Here is a 16,302-nt window from a genome sequence, read left to right as displayed (position 1 = left end):
CTGCTCTGTGCGCGATCGGCGCGCATCGGCCAAGGCGGGGATGTGCCGCCCCCCCGGAACGAGGTCGGCACGCGGAGACGGCGAACCTGACGAAACCGTAATGCGTCCGCCACGGGCGGGTCAGGGGCGTCTCCCTAAGACGGGCTCATGCCGCTTCCGCGGCGAGAGACCTGCCCACCGGAGACCCCGATGCCCGAGACCCAGACCCGCCCTTCGCGCCGCGCCCTCGCTTCCGTCGCCGCCGCCGCGCTCGTCGCGGGCGGCGCCGTCGGCAGCGCCTACCTGCCCTCGGCCACGCCCGCCTACGCCCAGGCCCTGCCGAAGACCCCGATCGAGGCGCCCGAGCACCCGCCGGGCTCCTTCGCCAACGTCGTCGACAAGGTGAAGCCCGGCGTCGTCTCGGTGAAGGTGAAGCTCGACGACACGGCGGGCGCGGACGACGAGGACGGCCCCGGCCAGGGCAGCCAAGGCGGCCGCAGCCTCCAGAACGTGCCGCCGCAGCTGCGCGAGTTCTTCCGCCGCTTCGGCCAGAACGGCCAGCCCGGCATGCCCCAGCAGCGCCAGGGCGGCCGCGGCGCCGTGGGCTCGGGCTTCATCATCTCGGCCGACGGCTACGTGGTGACCAACAACCACGTGGTGGACCACGCCAAGACCGTGCAGGTGACCCTCGACGACGGCCGCACCCTCGACGCCAAGGTGATCGGCAAGGATTCGAAGACCGACATCGCGCTGCTCAAGATCAACGACGCGGGCAGCTACCCCTACGTCCAGTTCGGCAAGGGCGCGCCGCGGGTCGGCGACTGGGTGGTGGCGATCGGCAACCCGTTCGGCCTCGGCGGCACGGTGACGGCGGGCATCGTCTCGGCCCGCGGCCGCGACATCGGCGCCGGCCCCTACGACGACTTCCTGCAGATCGACGCGCCGATCAACAAGGGCAATTCGGGCGGCCCCACCTTCAACGTCAACGGCGAGGTGGTGGGGGTGAACACCGCGATCGCCTCGCCGTCGGGCGGCAGCGTCGGCCTCGCCTTCGCGATCCCGGCCGAGACGGTGCAGGCGGTGGTCGAGCAGCTCCGCACGGACGGCAAGGTCGCCCGCGGCTATCTCGGCGTGCAGGTCCAGCCGGTGACGCAGGACATCGCGGAAGGGCTCGGCCTCGACCGGCCGAAGGGTGCCCTCGTCGACCATGCCGAGGACGGCACGCCCGCCGCCAAGGCCGGTATCAAGTCCGGCGACGTGATCGAGAAGGTCGACGGCAATCCCGTCAACGACGCCCGGGAGCTGTCGCGCCGGATCGCGGGGCTGAAGCCCGGCGCCAAGGTCGACATCGCCTACCTGCGCGGCGGCAAGGCCGACACCGCCACGATCACCCTCGGCGCTCTGCCGAACGAGGGCACCAAGGTCGCGACCCGCGACAGCGACACCGCCAACGGCCAGCCGCGGCTGGGCCTCAACCTCGCCCCGGCCTCGGATGTCGGCCTCGCCGACCAGGGCGTGGCGGTGGTCGAGGTCGATCCGGACGGGCCGGCGGCGGCCAAGGGCATCGAGCAGGGCGACCTGATCCTCGATGTCGGCGGCAAGAGCGTGTCGAAGCCCTCCGACGTCGCCGCGCAGATCCGTGCCGCCGAGTCGTCGGGCCGCAAGGCGGTGCTGATGCGGGTCAAGAACGGCAAGGGCGTCACCCGCTTCGTCGCGGTGTCGCTGAGCAAGGCCGGCTGATCCAGGTCCAGGGCCCTTCACGGAAGCGCCGGCCCTCTCGCGGGGGCCGGCGCTGCCTGTTGGGGCCGCGGTTTCCCGGCCTGCCGCGGCAGGCTATGAAGCCCCGGCGGGCGCCCCATGGGGCGGCGCCCGCCGGAGGCTCCGAGGACGCCAGGATGCGCGCCGCTCCCGCCCTGCTTCTCCTCGCCGCGACGCTCGCCCCCACCGGCGCGCGCGCGGAGTCCTGCGACGCGCTCGCCGCCCGGGTGATCCGCGTCACCGGCGCCTCGCTGGCCGGGCGGGCGGAGCCGGGGGCAGTGTTCCGGGCCGCCGATGCGGAGCGGATGAGCCTCGATTGCCGCGCGCCGCGGCGGATCGTCCTCGGCGCCCTCGACCGCGAGCCGATTCCGCGCTTCTTCGCCCTGGTCGGCCTCGCCGCACAGGCGCTCGCCGGGACGGAGCCGGGACGCGCCGAGGCTCTGGCCCTGCGCCTCCACCAGGATTCGCTCCTCGCCGGGGCGCCGATGCAGGGCCGGGACGGACGCCTCTCCCTGCGCTGCGAGACCGGACCGCGCGGCGACAGCCTCGCCGGGCTGCTCACCATCTGCGTCGTCGAGATGGACCGGGGCGCAATCCTGCATCGCAAGGCGCACCTTCCGCGGAGCGCCCAGGCCGGCTAGAGGCAGGGCATGTCGAACGAACAGCCCATCACCGTCCGCGTCGGCGACGCCGCCTTCGGCAACCACCTGCCGCTCGCCCTGATCGCCGGCCCCTGCCAGCTCGAGGGCCGCAGCCACGCCCTGGAGATCGCCGCGGCGCTGAAGGAGATGGCCGCGCGGCTCGGGCTCGGGCTCGTGTTCAAGGCCTCCTTCGACAAGGCGAACCGCACCTCCGGCAGCACCGCGCGCGGCCTCGGCCTGGAGGGGGCGCTGCCGATCTTCGCCGAGATCCGCGAGTCGCTCGGGCTTCCCGTGCTCACCGACGTGCACGCGGCCGAGCAATGTGCGCCGGTGGCCGAGACGGTGGACGTGCTGCAGATCCCGGCCTTCCTCTGCCGGCAGACCGACCTCCTGCTCGCTGCCGCGCGCACCGGCCGCGCCGTCAACGTCAAGAAAGGCCAGTTCCTGGCGCCCTGGGACATGGCGCATGTCGCCGCCAAGGTGACGCAGGCGGGCAACCCGAACGTCATCGTCACCGAGCGCGGCGCCTCCTTCGGCTACAACACCCTGGTCTCGGACATGCGCAGCCTGCCGATCATGGCGCGCGTGACGGGCGGCGCGCCGGTGGTGTTCGACGCGACCCACTCCGTGCAGCAGCCGGGCGGGCAGGGGGCGAGCTCCGGCGGCCAGCGCGAGTTCGTGCCCGTCCTCGCCCGCGCCGCCGTGGCGGTGGGCGTGGCCGGCGTGTTCATCGAGACCCATCCCGATCCCGACCGCGCCCCCTCGGACGGCCCGAACATGGTGCCGCTCAAGGCCATGCCGGCCCTGCTCGACGAACTCGTCGCCTTCGACAGGCTCGCCAAGGCCCGCCCCGTCCTCTGATCATCGGGATTCCAAAGGGATCATCCCTTTGGCCGGGTGCCGGGGCGGAGCCCTGGCTTGAAGCCCCAGGGCTCCGCCCTGGACCCGCGAGAGGGATGACCCCTCTCGGCACCCGTCCGGTCAGCCCGCCGGCACGAGGACATGCGCCCGCAGGGGCTGCGTGAGGCCGTAGCCCTCTGGCGTGCGGGTCGCGGCAGCCTCGAAGGCGGCGGCGATGTTGGCCGCGTCGGCCTCGATCGCCGCCTGCCGGGCCGGATCCACCGCGGTGACGCGGGCGAGGAAGGCGGCGAGGTCCGCGAAGGTCTCATGCCGCTCGAAGGTCATGTCGCGGCGGCAGGCGAAGGCGCCTCCGGCGACCGCGGCGGCGATGGCCGCCTGCGCCGCGGCGCGGATCTCGGTCTCGTCCTCGATCGGCTTCAGCGCCGCGAAGAAGCTGCCCTCGGCGAGCGGCTCCACCACGACGATCGGCCGGCCGGGGCCGACCACGCGCCCCGCCTCGGCGAGCGCGGTGCGCGGGTTCGGCACGTGGTGCAGGGCGTTGAGGATCACCGCCCCGTCGAATTCGGCATCCGCGAAGGGCAGGGCTTCGGCGGAAGCCTGCTCGAAGCGCCCCGCCGGAACCCGGGACCGGGCCGCCGCGATCGCAGCCTCGCCCGGATCGATGCCGGTGACGTCAGCCCCCTCGGCCGCGAGCGCCTTGGCGAGGATCCCGGGCCCGCAACCGAGATCGAGGATCCTGCGCCCGGCGATCGGGGCGAAGGTGTCGAGGATGAGCGTGAGGGTGTCCATGCGCGGGTGGCTCCAGATGGCGCGTGCAGCCTAGCTGCTCCACTGCCGGATTTCACGGCCCCGCTTCGCACAGGTCTCCGGCGGCACGAAGCCGGAGACGGTGCTGAGATGAAGCCGGGGCAAGCTGCCCCCTCGCAGGCATTCTGGCCAGGACGGGTCTGATACCGCGCCCGGTTGATCGGACCGGACGCGGTATCGGCAAGCCCGCGCAGCGCTCGAGCGAAGGCGACATCCGCCATCCCGAAGGGATCACCCGGATGTCGTATGACCGGCGCGACCGTCATAGCAAACGCCGCTCATGCCTCGCGCCAGGACAAGTCTCACAAGTCGGCGAACGCGTTCAGGTCGCATTCATTTGCGAGAGTGGCCCGGCCGCACCGTCCGAGAGCGGGCGTGACTTGGTCCAATCCGGCGAAGATTGGCGGAACCCTTTCCGTCACGCTCGCGTTGACCGTCCAACTCCGATCCAAGATCGAGAAAGGGACACATGCGCAAGATCGCTATCGCTTCCGTTGCCGCCCTGTCGCTCGGCGCCTTCGCCGCGACCTCGGCCGACGCTCGCCCGCGCGGCTATTACGGCCACGGCTACGCCCCGCATGCCGGCTACGGCTATGGCGGCTATCGCGGCCGCCGCGGCATCGGGACCGGTGCCGCCGTCGGCCTCGGCATCGCCGGCCTCGCCGCCGGCGCGATCGCGGCGGGTGCCGCCCGTGACGCCTACTACCGTGACGGCTATGGTGGCGGCTACGCCGCGCCGGGCTATGGCTACTACGGCTACCCCTATTAAGGGGAAGCCGCATCGGGTTTCAGGGGCGGTCGGCGCGAGCCGGCCGCCCTTCTCGTTTGCGCCTCGGAGCCGTTGTCCTGACGCGCTCTCTTTCGCCGAACCGGTGTCCGCTTCGGCTCAAGAGCGCTCTAACGCGCGCGGTAGGGCGGAACCCCGGGATCGGGCAGCCACACGGTCTTCGGGGGCTCGCCGGTCTGCCAGAACACGTCGATCGGGATGCCGCCGCGCGGGTACCAGAAGCCGCCGATCCGCAGGTAGCGCGGCTCCAGCAGCCCCGCGAGCGCCTTGCCGATGGCCACCGTGCAATCCTCGTGGAAGGCGCCGTGGTTGCGGAACGACCCGAGATAAAGCTTCAGCGACTTCGATTCGACGAGCCAGCGGTCCGGCACGTAGTCGATCACCAGGATCGCGAAATCGGGCTGGCCGGTCACCGGACAGAGCGAGGTGAACTCGGGCGCGGTGAAGCGGGCGCAGTAATCCGTATCGGCATGGGGGTTGGGCACCCGGTCGAGGCGGGCCTCTTCGGGCGAGGCGGGGAGGGGGATGGCCTGGCCGAGCTGCAGAGCGTCGTTCGTCATGCGCGGGCTATAGCGCGCGCGCGCCGGGCTTGCATCCGCACGGCAGGCAATGCAGCGTCGCGGGCGACAGCCATCCCATGACGAACGGCCGGCACAGGGATGCGACCGCTTGAAGCGGGACCGAGCTTGACCGATAAGCCCGCCGACCGTTCCGCGATCCGGGCGAAGGCGCCCGCGCGGCCCGCACGACGAATCTTGAGGGGATTTCCATGACCGCGATCACCAACATCGCCGCCCGCGAGATCCTGGACAGCCGGGGCAATCCCACCGTCGAGGTCGACGTGCTCTTGGAGGACGGCTCGTTCGGCCGCGCCGCGGTTCCGTCGGGCGCCTCGACCGGCGCGCACGAGGCGGTGGAGCTGCGCGACGGCGACAAGGGCCGCTACGGCGGCAAGGGCGTGCGCCAGGCGGTCGAGGCGGTGCAGACCGAGATCCTCGACGCCATCGGCGGCATGGATGCGGAGGATCAGGTCGCCGTCGACGAGGCGATGATCCATCTCGACGGCACCCCGAACAAGGCGCGGCTCGGCGCCAACGCCATCCTCGGCGTCTCGCTGGCGGTGGCCAAGGCCGCGGCCGAGACCGCGGGCCTGCCCCTCTACCGCTATGTCGGCGGCGTGCAGGGCCGGGTGCTGCCGGTGCCGATGATGAACATCATCAACGGCGGCGCGCATGCGGACAACCCGATCGACTTCCAGGAATTCATGATCATGCCGGTCGGCGCCGACTCGATCGCCGAGGCGGTGCGCATGGGCTCGGAGGTGTTCCACACCCTCAAGAGCGCCCTGAAGAAGAAGGGTCACAACACGAATGTCGGCGACGAGGGCGGCTTCGCCCCGAACCTGCCCTCGGCCGAGGCGGCGCTGGACTTCGTCATGGAGTCGATCCAGGCCGCCGGCTTCAAGCCGGGCCAGGACATGGTGCTGGCGCTCGACTGCGCGGCGACCGAGTTCTTCAAGGAAGGCGCCTACCATTACGAGGGCGAGGGCAAGACCCGCTCGATCGAGGCCCAGGTCGACTACCTCGCCGAGCTCGTCGGCAAGTACCCGATCCTGTCGATCGAGGACGGCATGTCCGAGGACGACTGGCAGGGCTGGAAGCTGCTGACCGACAAGATCGGCGACCGCTGCCAGCTCGTCGGCGACGACCTCTTCGTGACGAACGTGGAGCGCCTGTCGCGCGGCATCGAGAGCGGCACGGCCAACTCGATCCTGATCAAGGTCAACCAGATCGGCTCGCTCACCGAGACGCTGGCCGCGGTCGATATGGCCCAGCGCGCCGGCTACACCGCTGTGATGTCGCACCGCTCGGGCGAGACCGAGGATTCGACCATCGCGGACCTCGCGGTCGCCACCAATTGCGGGCAGATCAAGACCGGCTCGCTCGCCCGCTCGGACAGACTGGCCAAGTACAACCAGCTCATCCGCATCGAGGAGGGCCTGGGCGCGCAGGGTCGCTACGCCGGCCGCGCCGCGATCAAGCAGCTCGCCCGCCGCTGAGCCGGATCCTCGCCGCCTGCGCGCTCCTGCTCGCCCTCGGGGCGGGGGCCCTGCTCGCCCTCGGGGCGGCGGCCGGCGCGCAGGAGACCGCATCGACCTGCCGAGAGGGCGAACCCGCCCTCTCGGCGCAGCTCCTGTTCGGCCTCTCGCGCCGCGATGGACGGCCGATCCCCGAATCGGCATGGCGCCGCTTCCTCGCCGCCCGGATCACCCCGCTTTTCCCCGACGGCCTCACCGTGATCGCCGGCCACGGCCAGTGGCGGGGAGCCGCTGGGCGGCTGCGCGCCGAACGCACCCGCATCGTCCTCGTCGTCGCAGAGGACCGGCCGGAGACGCTGGCTGCGCTCAACGCGATCCGCGACGCCTATCGGGCCGCCTTCGCGCAGGAAGCCGTGGGCCTCGTGCTCAGCCCCGCCTGCGCCTCGTTCCGTTAGGCATTTCCTAACCCTGCGCGGCGATGGTCGGCGCATGGTCGTCCGTCGCCGCGTCAGAATGGTCGTGCTCCCGCTCGGTCTTTGGACCGTGTCGGCCCTCGTCGTCGGCTATTTCGTCTATCAGGCGGAGAGCGGGAACCGCGGCCTCGAGGCCAAGCGCGCCCTGAAGATCGAGGCTTACGGGCTGTCCCAGGAACTCGCCGCGGCGAAGGCCGAGCGCGCGACCTGGGAGCATCGCGTGGCGCTCCTGCGCAGCGAGCAGATCGACCGCGACCTCCTGGAAGAGCGCGCCCGAATCGTTCTCGGTCGCGTGCATGCCAACGACGTGGTCATTATCACCCCCTGAACAGTCTATCTGACCGGCTGGTCACCACGTCCTGACAGATCGCGGCGTCCTGTCAGAGGAACGGCCCTCGCCATCGCCGGTTTCCTGGCCTAAACGATCCTCGCAACGGACAAATGCCGGGGAGCAAGCGATGGCCGCCGCAAAGAACGCGGGACAATCGAAGCCTGACGCCGCCACCCCGCAGAAAGCCGAGGCCGCCCACCGGCCGGCGCCCAATGCGCCCCAGTTCAGCCGCGACGAAGACCTCCACGCCTATCACGAGATGCTGCTGATCCGCCGCTTCGAGGAGAAGGCGGGCCAGCTCTACGGCATGGGCCTGATCGGCGGCTTCTGCCACCTCTATATCGGCCAGGAGGCCGTGGTGATCGGCATGCAGATGGCCTCGGTCGAGGGCGACCAGGTCATCACCGGCTACCGCGACCACGGCCACATGCTCGCCTGCGGCATGGACCCGAAGGGGGTGATGGCCGAGCTGACCGGACGGCGCGGGGGCTATTCCCGCGGCAAGGGCGGCTCGATGCACATGTTCAGCCGCGAGAAGCAGTTCTTCGGCGGCCACGGCATCGTCGGCGCCCAGGTCTCGCTCGGCACGGGCCTCGCCTTCGCCGACCATTACCGCGAGAACGGCAAGGTCAGCCTGACCTATATGGGCGACGGCGCAGCCAACCAGGGCCAGGTCTACGAGAGCTTCAACATGGCGGCCCTCTGGAAGCTGCCGGTCGTCTACGTCATCGAGAACAACCGCTACGCCATGGGCACCTCGGTGGCCCGCGCCTCGGCGCAGACGGATTTCTCGAAGCGCGGCCTCTCCTTCGGCATCCCCGGCGAGCAGGTGGACGGCATGGACGTGCGCACGGTGCGCGAGGCCGCCACCCGCGCCATCGAGCATGCCCGCTCGGGCCAGGGCCCCTACATCCTGGAGATGCAGACCTACCGCTATCGTGGCCACTCCATGTCCGACCCGGCCAAGTACCGGTCGAAGGACGAGGTGTCCAAGATGCGCGACGAGCACGACCCGATCGAGATGGTGCGCAAGCGCCTGCTCGAATTGCACGGCGTGCCCGAGGCCGACCTCAAGGCCACCGACGCCAAGGCGCGCGAGATCGTCAACGACTCCGCCGAGTTCGCGACGAACGATCCCGAGCCGGATCCGTCCGAGCTGTGGACCGACATCCTGCTCGAAGCGAACGCCTGAGCCGGCGCGCGCTCCGCAGATCCCTTCCAGGCCGCCCCGCAGCCCCACCACAGAGCAAGACATGGCGACCGACATCCTCATGCCCGCCCTCTCGCCCACCATGGAGGAGGGCAAGCTCGCCAAGTGGCTCAAGAAGGAGGGCGACGCGGTCAAGTCCGGCGACGTGCTCGCCGAGATCGAGACCGACAAGGCCACGATGGAGGTCGAGGCCATCGACGAGGGCGTGCTCGCCAAGATCCTGATCGAGGAGGGCACCGAGGGCGTCGCCGTCAACACGCCGATCGCGATCATCGCCGCCGAGGGCGAGGACGTCTCCGCCGCGGCCTCCGGCGGCGGCAAGGCCAAGCCCAACGGCTCCGGCGGCCCGCCGGCCCCGACCCCGGACATGCAGGCGGAGGGCCAGGCCGAGAAGCCGGCGCCGGTCGCCAAGTCCGGCGAGGATGCGCCCCGCGCCCCGGCGGCGCCGGCCGTGATCACCAACAAGGCCGAGGCACCGGTGATGGCCGAGTTCCCGGCCGACACGCCGATGGTCACCCAGACCGTGCGCGAGGCCCTGCGCGACGCCATGGCCGAGGAGATGCGCCGCGACCCCGACGTCTTCGTCATGGGCGAGGAGGTCGCCGAGTACCAGGGCGCCTACAAGGTCACGCAGAACCTGCTGCAGGAATTCGGCGCCAAGCGCGTGGTCGACACGCCGATCACCGAGCACGGCTTCGCCGGCATCGGCGTCGGCGCGGCGCTCGCCGGCCTGAAGCCGATCGTGGAGTTCATGACCTTCAACTTCGCCATGCAGGCGATCGACCAGATCATCAACTCGGCGGCCAAGACCCTCTACATGTCCGGCGGCCAGCTCGGCTGCCCGATCGTGTTCCGCGGCCCCAACGGCGCCGCCGCCCGCGTGGCCGCCCAGCACAGCCACGACTATTCGGCCTGGTACTCGAACGTGCCCGGCCTCAAGGTGATCGCCCCCTACACGGCCTCGGACGCCAAGGGCCTGCTCAAGGCCGCGATCCGCGACCCGAACCCGGTGATCTTCCTCGAGAACGAGATCCTCTACGGCCAGTCCTTCCCGGTGCCGAAGCTGGAGGATTTCGTGCTGCCGATCGGCAAGGCGAAGATCCACCGCCCGGGCACGGACGTGACCATCGTCTCCTTCGCCATCGGCATGACCTACGCGCTCAAGGCCGCGCAGGCTCTCGCCGAGCAAGGCATCGAGGCCGAGGTGATCGACCTGCGCACCATCCGCCCGATGGACACCGACACGGTGGTCGAGTCGGTCAAGAAGACCGGCCGCTGCATCACCGTCGAGGAGGGCTTCCCGCAATCGGGCGTCGGCGCCGAGATCTCGGCCCGGCTGATGGTCGACGCCTTCGACTATCTCGACGCGCCGGTCCTGCGCATCACCGGCAAGGACGTGCCGATGCCCTACGCGGCGAACCTCGAGAAGCTCGCGCTGCCCTCGGTGGCCGAGGTCGTCGAGGCGGCGAAGAGCGTTTGCTACAAGTAGGCCCGCGCGCCGCTCATCGCCCCGGCGTGTTCGGCGCGCCGGGGATCCAGAGAGGGCTGCTGCCGTGAGCGAGACTTTCCAAGAACTCTCCGTGCCGCCCGACGTCGCCGAGAACGGCGGCGTCGAGGTGCTGCGCGCCATCGTGGTGGACGGCGCGGTGAGCGTCGCGCTCCGCCGCTCCTTCGACGACCCCGCGACCTGGGGGCGCCTCCTCATCGACCTCGCCCGGCAGGCGGCCCGCGCCTACGCGCTGGAGACCGAGATGTCGGAGGAGGAGGCCTTCGCGCGCATCCGCGCCGGCTTCGAGGCGGAGAGCCTCGACCGCGACGGCCTCAACTAGCGATGGCGAACCGCGCCCATGGCTGAGACCGTTCCCGCTCGACGCCCCGTTCCCCTTCGCCGATCCCGCCGCCCCGGCCCAGCCCGAGACCTGACGCCATGCCCATCAACGTGCTGATGCCCGCGCTCTCCCCGACCATGGAGAAGGGCAACCTCGCCAAGTGGCTCAAGAAGGAGGGCGACGCGGTCAAGTCCGGCGACGTGCTCGCCGAGATCGAGACCGACAAGGCCACGATGGAGGTCGAGGCCATCGACGAGGGTGTCCTCGCCAAGATCGTGGTGCCCGAGGGCACGGCGGACGTGCCGGTCAACGACCTGATCGCCATCATCGCCGCCGACGGCGAGGACGTCTCGGCGGCGGCGTCGGGCGGCGCGTCCAAGCAGGCGGAGGCGCCGAAGCCCACCGAGACCCCGGCGGCGCAGAACACCACGCCCGGCGGCGGCCACATGGCCTATGAGCGGGTGAACGAGGCGCCGGACGCGGCCAAGGGTGAGGCCAAGGCAGACGCGAAGCCCGCCGCCGCGTCTGAGGGTGGCCGCGTCTTCGCCTCGCCGCTCGCGCGCCGCATCGCCAAGCAGGACGGCGTCGACCTCGCTGCGGTGGAAGGCTCCGGTCCGCGCGGGCGCATCATCGCCCGCGACGTGCAGGCGGCGAAGGCCTCCGGCGCGACCAAGCCCCCCCAGGCCGCCGCCGAGGCAGAGAAAGCCGCCGCCGAGGCGCCGAAGGCTGCGCCCGCCGCCCCCGCTCCGAAAGCCGCCGCCGCTGCGCCGGCCGGGCTCTCGCTCGATCAGGTCAAGGGCTTCTTCGCCAAGGACGCCTACGAGGAGGTCCCCCTCGACGGCATGCGCAAGACCATCGCCAAGCGCCTCACCGAGGCGATGCAGGTGGCCCCGCACTTCTACCTCACCGTCGATTGCGAGCTCGACGCGTTGATGAAGCTGCGCGAAACGCTGAACGCCTCGTCCGGCAAGGACAAGGACGGCAAGCCGCTGTTCAAGCTCTCGGTCAACGACTTCGTCATCAAGGCGATGGGCCTTGCGCTCACCCGCGTGCCGGCGGCCAACGCCGTCTGGGCCGAGGACCGCATCCTGCGCTTCAAGCATGCCGAGGTCGGCGTCGCGGTGGCCATCGACGGCGGCCTGTTCACCCCCGTCATCCGCCGGGCCAACGAGAAGACGCTCTCGACCATCTCCAACGAGATGAAGGACTTCGCCGTCCGCGCCCGCGCCAAGAAGCTGAAGCCCGAGGAGTACCAGGGCGGCGTCACCTCGGTGTCCAATCTCGGCATGTTCGGGATCAAGCAGTTCACCGCGGTGATCAACCCGCCGCAATCGAGCATCCTGGCGGTGGGCGCCGGCGAGAAGCGCGTCGTGGTGAAGGACGGCCAGCCCGCCGTGGTGCAGGTGATGACCTGCACGCTGTCCTGCGACCACCGGGTGCTCGACGGGGCGCTCGGCGCCGAACTGGTCTCGGCCTTCAAGGGCCTGATCGAGAACCCGATGGGCATGCTGGTCTGAGCCGGCGCTGCGGCCATCTCTCCTCCCCCTTGCGGGGAGGAGCCGGAGGTGGGGGTGGTGCCGGATGGGGCTCTGCGGCGCCGTCAGGACCACCCCAGTCCTTCGACCCGTTGCCCCTTCGTCCAAGGGAGGGGGGATCTCCTGCTCTGAAGATGGCGCCGATGCCTTGGAACAAGCCGCCGGAAAGGCGCGTCACGGCCCGCGCGAGCGCCCACGCGACACGCCTTCGGCAGGTGCCGACCGAAGCGGAACGGCGCCTCTGGTGGCATCTGCGCCATCGCCTGCCGATCGTCGGCTCGCACGTTCGCAGGCAGGTCCCCATCGGTCCCTACGTCGCCGATTTCTGCTGTCTGTCCGCTCGTCTCATCGTCGAGGTCGACGGCGATCAGCACGGCTCAGATGCCAGCGCGGCATATGATTCACGCCGCGATGCCTATCTCCAGGCTGAAGGCTTCCGCGTTCTACGCTTCTCGAATCGGATGGTCCTGCGAGAGATCGATATCGTCCTCGACACGATCCATGCGGCGCTCGCCGCCGCACCCGCCTCATCCCTTCCGGATCCTGCCGGCCAGGCGGAGCCACCCCCACCCCCTGCCCCCTCCCCGCAAGGGGGAGGGGAGTTCGCGGAGAGGTAAATGTCCGACACCTACGACGTCCTCATCATCGGCGCCGGCCCCGGCGGCTACGTCACGGCGATCCGCGCAGCGCAGCTCGGCTTCAAGACCGCGGTGGTCGACCGCGAGCATCTCGGCGGCATCTGCCTGAACTGGGGCTGCATCCCGACCAAGGCGCTGCTGCGCTCGGCCGAGATCTACCACTACATGCAGCACGCCGCCGATTACGGGCTCTCCGCCAAGGAGGTCTCGTTCGATGCCTCCGCCATCGTGAAGCGCTCGCGCGGCGTCTCGGGCCGCCTCAACGGCGGCGTCGGCATGCTGCTCAAGAAGAACAAGGTCGACGTGATCTGGGGCGAGGCCACGGTCGATGCCGCGGCCAAGGGCAACGCGCCCGGCACGGTCACCGTCAAGGAGACCAAGCGCGCCGAGGCGCCGAAGGGCGCCAAGGGCGCCGGCACCTACCAGGCCAAGCACATCATCGTGGCGACCGGCGCGCGGCCCCGCGCGATCCCCGGCATCGAGCCCGATAAGAAGCAGATCTGGACCTATTACGAGGCCATGGTGCCGGAGGCGATGCCCAAGAGCCTGCTCGTGATGGGCTCGGGCGCGATCGGCATCGAGTTCGCCTCGTTCTACCGCACCATGGGCGCCGAGGTGACGGTGGTGGAGCTGCTGCCGCAGATCCTGCCCGTGGAGGATGCCGAGATCGCGGGCCTCGCCCGCAAGCGCTTCGAGAAACAGGGCATCAAGATCCTCACCGGCGCCAAGGTGACCAAGGTCGAGAAGGGCGGCAACGCCGTCACCGCGACGGTGGAGGGCGCGGACGGCAAGACCCAGCAGATCACCGCCGAGAAGCTGATCTCGGCGGTCGGCGTCGTCGGCAACATCGAGAATCTCGGCCTCGAGACGCTCGGCGTGAAGACCGACCGCGGCATCGTCGTCACGGACGGGCTCGGCCGCACCAACGTGCCCGGCCTCTACGCCATCGGCGACGTGGCCGGCCCGCCGATGCTCGCCCACAAGGCGGAGCACGAGGGCGTGATCTGCATCGAGACCATCAAGGGCCTGCACACCCACCCGATGGACAAGGGCAAGATCCCGGGCTGCACCTATTGCCAGCCGCAGATCGCCAGCGTCGGCCTCACCGAGGCGAAGGCCAAGGAGCAGGGCTTCCAAGTGAAGGTCGGCCGCTTCCCCTTCGCGGGCAACGGCAAGGCCATCGCGCTCGGCGAGCCGGACGGCCTGATCAAGACGGTGTTCGACGCCAAGACCGGCCAATTGCTCGGCGCCCACATGATCGGCGCCGAGGTGACCGAGCTGATCCAGGGCTACGTCGTGGCGATGACCCTGGAGAGCACCGAGGAAGAGCTGATGCACACGGTCTTCCCGCACCCGACGCTCTCGGAGATGATGCACGAGAGCGTGTTGGATGCGTATGGGCGGGTGATCCATACGTGATTGAGAAACCATCGCTATGAGAGTGACTTACGACGGTTAGGTCACGACTAGCGGACTGTCAAACAGCGGTTGTGAAGGGCTTCGGGTCATGGTTCGGAGCCCTTTGCTGTGACAGGATTGTGACCGAAACGAAGCCCTAAAAGTGACCGGATGGAAGGCTGTTGCGACGGTTCTGGAACGCTTGACGAGAGGATGATCAACCGCCGGAAACCAATCATGCAGCGTCAGTGAAGCGTCCTTTTGTCACGGTCTGATCGGAGCTTCAGTTTGATGATGGCTTCGGAGGGTTCGAGAGAATCAATGTGGAGGTGGGAATCGGACGATCTAATCCAGCTTGGGGCGCCCGTTCACAAAAGCTTTCGGGGCCGGGGCAGCACATGGGAACGGTCAGAAAGGCTGGTTGAACCGCATGTGTGAGGATGGCTAGATCATTCACAGCTACAGTGATGCGATCCGCTACAGGCTGCGTTACGAGCGCCCTCGGGGTTAAGCGACATGGAAAGAAGCCGCCTCTTGAGTTAGCTATTGGCGGGCTGAATAAGTAGTTTCGCTCGCGGCCCATGACTTTTTTCATACTGATATAGAGCCGAAGCCATCGTCAGCCAAACTAGTTCTCCATGCGGAGGCAATCATGCCAATCACGCTATGGCAAGCTCTCAAGAGTGTAACAGAAAAAATAGATCCGAACTCGATGGGTCTAGTATCAGTAGATGTTGAGCGGGTATTATATTTCGATGAAGGATACGTAGTACCTATCAACTCGAAGGAATACGTAGATTCGCGAGATGATGCGAAAGCCCTCTGCGGAGGCGGCTCATACTTCGTCGAACTACACACAGGGAAACTTATCCATATACCATCATATGTCAGAGGACACGAATTATTTCTGACCATGTATAGGCTGGGATATACAAAATATGATAACTGGGACTTGATCGTAACTTCAGTGCGCGATGTGGAACAGACGATCTCGATGCTCGATTTCCTCCGCATGACTTACATTATTCCCGAAGAAGAAAACGGAGTGGTTTGGAAGATACCTAAGAAATACAGCCTCGAACAAATTGCCAAGAAACTTACTGATTTACCCGCAAGTTTCAATCTCGGCAGTGCTTTCGTATTCTGGGAGAAGATTGAGAAGTTTAAGAAATACGAACATTTCTCATTCGACTTAACTGAGAATGAAGGATACCTTAATACGCCTTGAGAACGTAGACCGGAGCCGATGTGCTTTCTTGGGTATACGATTGGCAGACTAAGGAGTAAGGCTGCGGCTAATACGCTTCATTTCCTCGGGACTAAATTTCTTTGCACCTTTGTCGTGACAGTATATACGGCCAACGGTCGGCATGGGAAAGGTTAGCTTACATTCATCAGCATCGGAAATAACGACGTCGTGGAAGCCAGAGCGGTCCTTGATTCGCTCATTCCCGCGCATGACTGGTGCAGAACCTACCTGATCAGCACCTGTTGGCGACACATTAGAACCTACCAACTGATCTTTGCGCTGTTCATGCATGCGCATGTTTCTTTCGGCGATCGCTTGTTCAGTTTGTGGTGGCGACATCTCATAAGCTATTGGGTCGTTCCATAATAGGAGAGCCGCACCCGAGATCAGAACGGCGCGCATCTATGCCTCCCTCGACCAAGCCGCAGGATGCCTTGTGATTGCGGTTTACAATCAGAGGCAATGATACACCGCAAAAGCCCATTGCGAAAATGACTTGTTCTTCGATCCGCTTCCGATCAGATAGTGGCGGTGTGGATTCGCAGGGCCGCAGCCGTAGCTGTAAGCAAAGCTCGGCGGGTAGTGGTCCTGGATCGCCCTTATGGTCGTTCCTCCCGATGCCGCCGACAGGAGAATGTAGCTCGGAACGCCTCGATAGCCACGATGCTCCGCAAGGGTCTGTCATGGTCCCAGATCGAGAACGCGGTGGGATGTAGCCGGGCGACGATTGCTAAGATCGCGAAACGGGCGGCCTGACATCACGACAAT

General features: G+C 68.0%; 17 protein-coding genes. 14 read left to right on the top strand and 3 right to left on the bottom strand.

Annotated features, from left to right (window positions below; genetic code table 11):
- Nucleotides 1–189: 189 nt before the first annotated feature.
- From MTDSW087_RS16450 to kdsA, 3 genes are all read left to right on the top strand, one after another.
- Nucleotides 190–1,719: a Do family serine endopeptidase gene (locus tag MTDSW087_RS16450; RefSeq protein WP_144765767.1), complete on the top strand. Its 1,530-nt coding sequence runs from the start codon at nucleotides 190–192 to the stop codon at nucleotides 1,717–1,719.
- A 155-nt stretch (nucleotides 1,720–1,874) separates the two neighbouring features.
- Nucleotides 1,875–2,378, top strand: coding sequence for a hypothetical protein (locus tag MTDSW087_RS16445; protein WP_144765765.1), 504 nt, complete (start codon nucleotides 1,875–1,877; stop codon nucleotides 2,376–2,378).
- 9 nt (nucleotides 2,379–2,387) lie between these two features.
- Entirely contained in the window at nucleotides 2,388–3,239 is an 852-nt protein-coding gene (gene kdsA / locus MTDSW087_RS16440; protein ID WP_144765763.1) for a 3-deoxy-8-phosphooctulonate synthase, read from the top strand.
- A 120-nt stretch (nucleotides 3,240–3,359) separates the two neighbouring features.
- Here kdsA and MTDSW087_RS16435 read toward each other — a convergent pair whose 3' ends face one another.
- Complete coding sequence (locus MTDSW087_RS16435; protein ID WP_280525276.1) at nucleotides 3,360–4,046, bottom strand: class I SAM-dependent methyltransferase; 687 nt, start codon at nucleotides 4,044–4,046, stop codon at nucleotides 3,360–3,362.
- 469 nt (nucleotides 4,047–4,515) lie between these two features.
- Here MTDSW087_RS16435 and MTDSW087_RS16430 point away from each other — a divergent pair, with 469 nt between their 5' ends.
- The gene (locus MTDSW087_RS16430; RefSeq protein ID WP_144765759.1) at nucleotides 4,516–4,815 is read left to right on the top strand and encodes a hypothetical protein; all 300 of its coding nucleotides are present in this window, start codon (nucleotides 4,516–4,518) and stop codon (nucleotides 4,813–4,815) included.
- 128 nt (nucleotides 4,816–4,943) lie between these two features.
- On the opposite strand, the gene queF is transcribed toward MTDSW087_RS16430, so the two are convergent.
- Complete coding sequence (gene queF / locus MTDSW087_RS16425; protein WP_144765757.1) at nucleotides 4,944–5,393, bottom strand: preQ(1) synthase; 450 nt, start codon at nucleotides 5,391–5,393, stop codon at nucleotides 4,944–4,946.
- Between the two features lie 209 nt (nucleotides 5,394–5,602).
- Between queF and eno the strand changes: the two genes are divergently transcribed.
- The 10 genes from eno to MTDSW087_RS16375 all read left to right on the top strand — a co-directional run bounded on the left by eno (nucleotide 5,603) and on the right by MTDSW087_RS16375 (nucleotide 15,513).
- Complete coding sequence (eno, locus tag MTDSW087_RS16420) at nucleotides 5,603–6,892, top strand: phosphopyruvate hydratase (RefSeq protein ID WP_144765755.1); 1,290 nt, start codon at nucleotides 5,603–5,605, stop codon at nucleotides 6,890–6,892.
- Entirely contained in the window at nucleotides 6,889–7,326 is a 438-nt protein-coding gene (locus MTDSW087_RS30855; RefSeq protein ID WP_238179619.1) for a DUF3574 domain-containing protein, read from the top strand. The genes eno and MTDSW087_RS30855 overlap by 4 nt, the downstream gene beginning before the upstream one ends.
- A gap of 34 nt (nucleotides 7,327–7,360) precedes the next feature.
- Nucleotides 7,361–7,672, top strand: a complete 312-nt coding sequence (locus MTDSW087_RS16410) for an FtsB family cell division protein (protein ID WP_144765751.1) — start codon at nucleotides 7,361–7,363, stop codon at nucleotides 7,670–7,672.
- A gap of 130 nt (nucleotides 7,673–7,802) precedes the next feature.
- On the top strand, nucleotides 7,803–8,867 hold the full coding sequence (pdhA, locus tag MTDSW087_RS16405; RefSeq protein WP_144765749.1) for a pyruvate dehydrogenase (acetyl-transferring) E1 component subunit alpha: 1,065 nt from the start codon (nucleotides 7,803–7,805) through the stop codon (nucleotides 8,865–8,867).
- A 61-nt stretch (nucleotides 8,868–8,928) separates the two neighbouring features.
- Entirely contained in the window at nucleotides 8,929–10,374 is a 1,446-nt protein-coding gene (locus tag MTDSW087_RS16400; RefSeq protein WP_144765747.1) for a pyruvate dehydrogenase complex E1 component subunit beta, read from the top strand.
- Between the two features lie 64 nt (nucleotides 10,375–10,438).
- Nucleotides 10,439–10,714 (top strand): DUF5076 domain-containing protein, encoded by a 276-nt coding sequence (locus tag MTDSW087_RS16395; protein ID WP_144765745.1) that lies wholly within the window; start codon nucleotides 10,439–10,441, stop codon nucleotides 10,712–10,714.
- Between the two features lie 98 nt (nucleotides 10,715–10,812).
- Complete coding sequence (locus tag MTDSW087_RS16390) at nucleotides 10,813–12,231, top strand: pyruvate dehydrogenase complex dihydrolipoamide acetyltransferase (RefSeq protein WP_144765743.1); 1,419 nt, start codon at nucleotides 10,813–10,815, stop codon at nucleotides 12,229–12,231.
- A 161-nt stretch (nucleotides 12,232–12,392) separates the two neighbouring features.
- The gene (locus MTDSW087_RS16385) at nucleotides 12,393–12,866 is read left to right on the top strand and encodes an endonuclease domain-containing protein (RefSeq protein ID WP_144765741.1); all 474 of its coding nucleotides are present in this window, start codon (nucleotides 12,393–12,395) and stop codon (nucleotides 12,864–12,866) included.
- Entirely contained in the window at nucleotides 12,867–14,306 is a 1,440-nt protein-coding gene (gene lpdA, locus MTDSW087_RS16380; protein WP_144765739.1) for a dihydrolipoyl dehydrogenase, read from the top strand.
- Nucleotides 14,307–14,937: 631 nt separating this feature from the next.
- Entirely contained in the window at nucleotides 14,938–15,513 is a 576-nt protein-coding gene (locus MTDSW087_RS16375) for a hypothetical protein (protein ID WP_144765737.1), read from the top strand.
- A 48-nt stretch (nucleotides 15,514–15,561) separates the two neighbouring features.
- Here MTDSW087_RS16375 and MTDSW087_RS16370 read toward each other — a convergent pair whose 3' ends face one another.
- Nucleotides 15,562–15,936, bottom strand: a complete 375-nt coding sequence (locus MTDSW087_RS16370) for a hypothetical protein (RefSeq protein ID WP_144765735.1) — start codon at nucleotides 15,934–15,936, stop codon at nucleotides 15,562–15,564.
- Between the last annotated feature and the right edge of the window lie 366 nt (nucleotides 15,937–16,302).

The organism is Methylobacterium dankookense, from assembly GCF_902141855.1.
Lineage (GTDB): Bacteria > Pseudomonadota > Alphaproteobacteria > Rhizobiales > Beijerinckiaceae > Methylobacterium > Methylobacterium dankookense.
This window is presented reverse-complemented; position numbering and strand designations above follow the sequence as displayed.

Excerpts from the sequence above, each read along its gene's own strand:
- MTDSW087_RS16375 (WP_144765737.1), top strand. The coding sequence starts at position 14,938 with ATGCCAATCACGCTATGGCAAGCTCTCAAGAGTGTAACAGAAAAAATA.
- MTDSW087_RS16390 (WP_144765743.1), top strand. The coding sequence starts at position 10,813 with ATGCCCATCAACGTGCTGATGCCCGCGCTCTCCCCGACCATGGAGAAG.
- MTDSW087_RS16450 (WP_144765767.1), top strand. The coding sequence starts at position 190 with ATGCCCGAGACCCAGACCCGCCCTTCGCGCCGCGCCCTCGCTTCCGTC.
- pdhA (WP_144765749.1), top strand. The coding sequence starts at position 7,803 with ATGGCCGCCGCAAAGAACGCGGGACAATCGAAGCCTGACGCCGCCACC.
- MTDSW087_RS16445 (WP_144765765.1), top strand. The coding sequence starts at position 1,875 with ATGCGCGCCGCTCCCGCCCTGCTTCTCCTCGCCGCGACGCTCGCCCCC.
- eno (WP_144765755.1), top strand. The coding sequence starts at position 5,603 with ATGACCGCGATCACCAACATCGCCGCCCGCGAGATCCTGGACAGCCGG.
- MTDSW087_RS16430 (WP_144765759.1), top strand. The coding sequence starts at position 4,516 with ATGCGCAAGATCGCTATCGCTTCCGTTGCCGCCCTGTCGCTCGGCGCC.
- kdsA (WP_144765763.1), top strand. The coding sequence starts at position 2,388 with ATGTCGAACGAACAGCCCATCACCGTCCGCGTCGGCGACGCCGCCTTC.
- lpdA (WP_144765739.1), top strand. The coding sequence starts at position 12,867 with ATGTCCGACACCTACGACGTCCTCATCATCGGCGCCGGCCCCGGCGGC.
- MTDSW087_RS16385 (WP_144765741.1), top strand. The coding sequence starts at position 12,393 with ATGCCTTGGAACAAGCCGCCGGAAAGGCGCGTCACGGCCCGCGCGAGC.
- MTDSW087_RS16410 (WP_144765751.1), top strand. The coding sequence starts at position 7,361 with ATGGTCGTCCGTCGCCGCGTCAGAATGGTCGTGCTCCCGCTCGGTCTT.
- MTDSW087_RS16370 (WP_144765735.1), bottom strand. The coding sequence starts at position 15,936 with ATGCGCGCCGTTCTGATCTCGGGTGCGGCTCTCCTATTATGGAACGAC.
- MTDSW087_RS16400 (WP_144765747.1), top strand. The coding sequence starts at position 8,929 with ATGGCGACCGACATCCTCATGCCCGCCCTCTCGCCCACCATGGAGGAG.
- queF (WP_144765757.1), bottom strand. The coding sequence starts at position 5,393 with ATGACGAACGACGCTCTGCAGCTCGGCCAGGCCATCCCCCTCCCCGCC.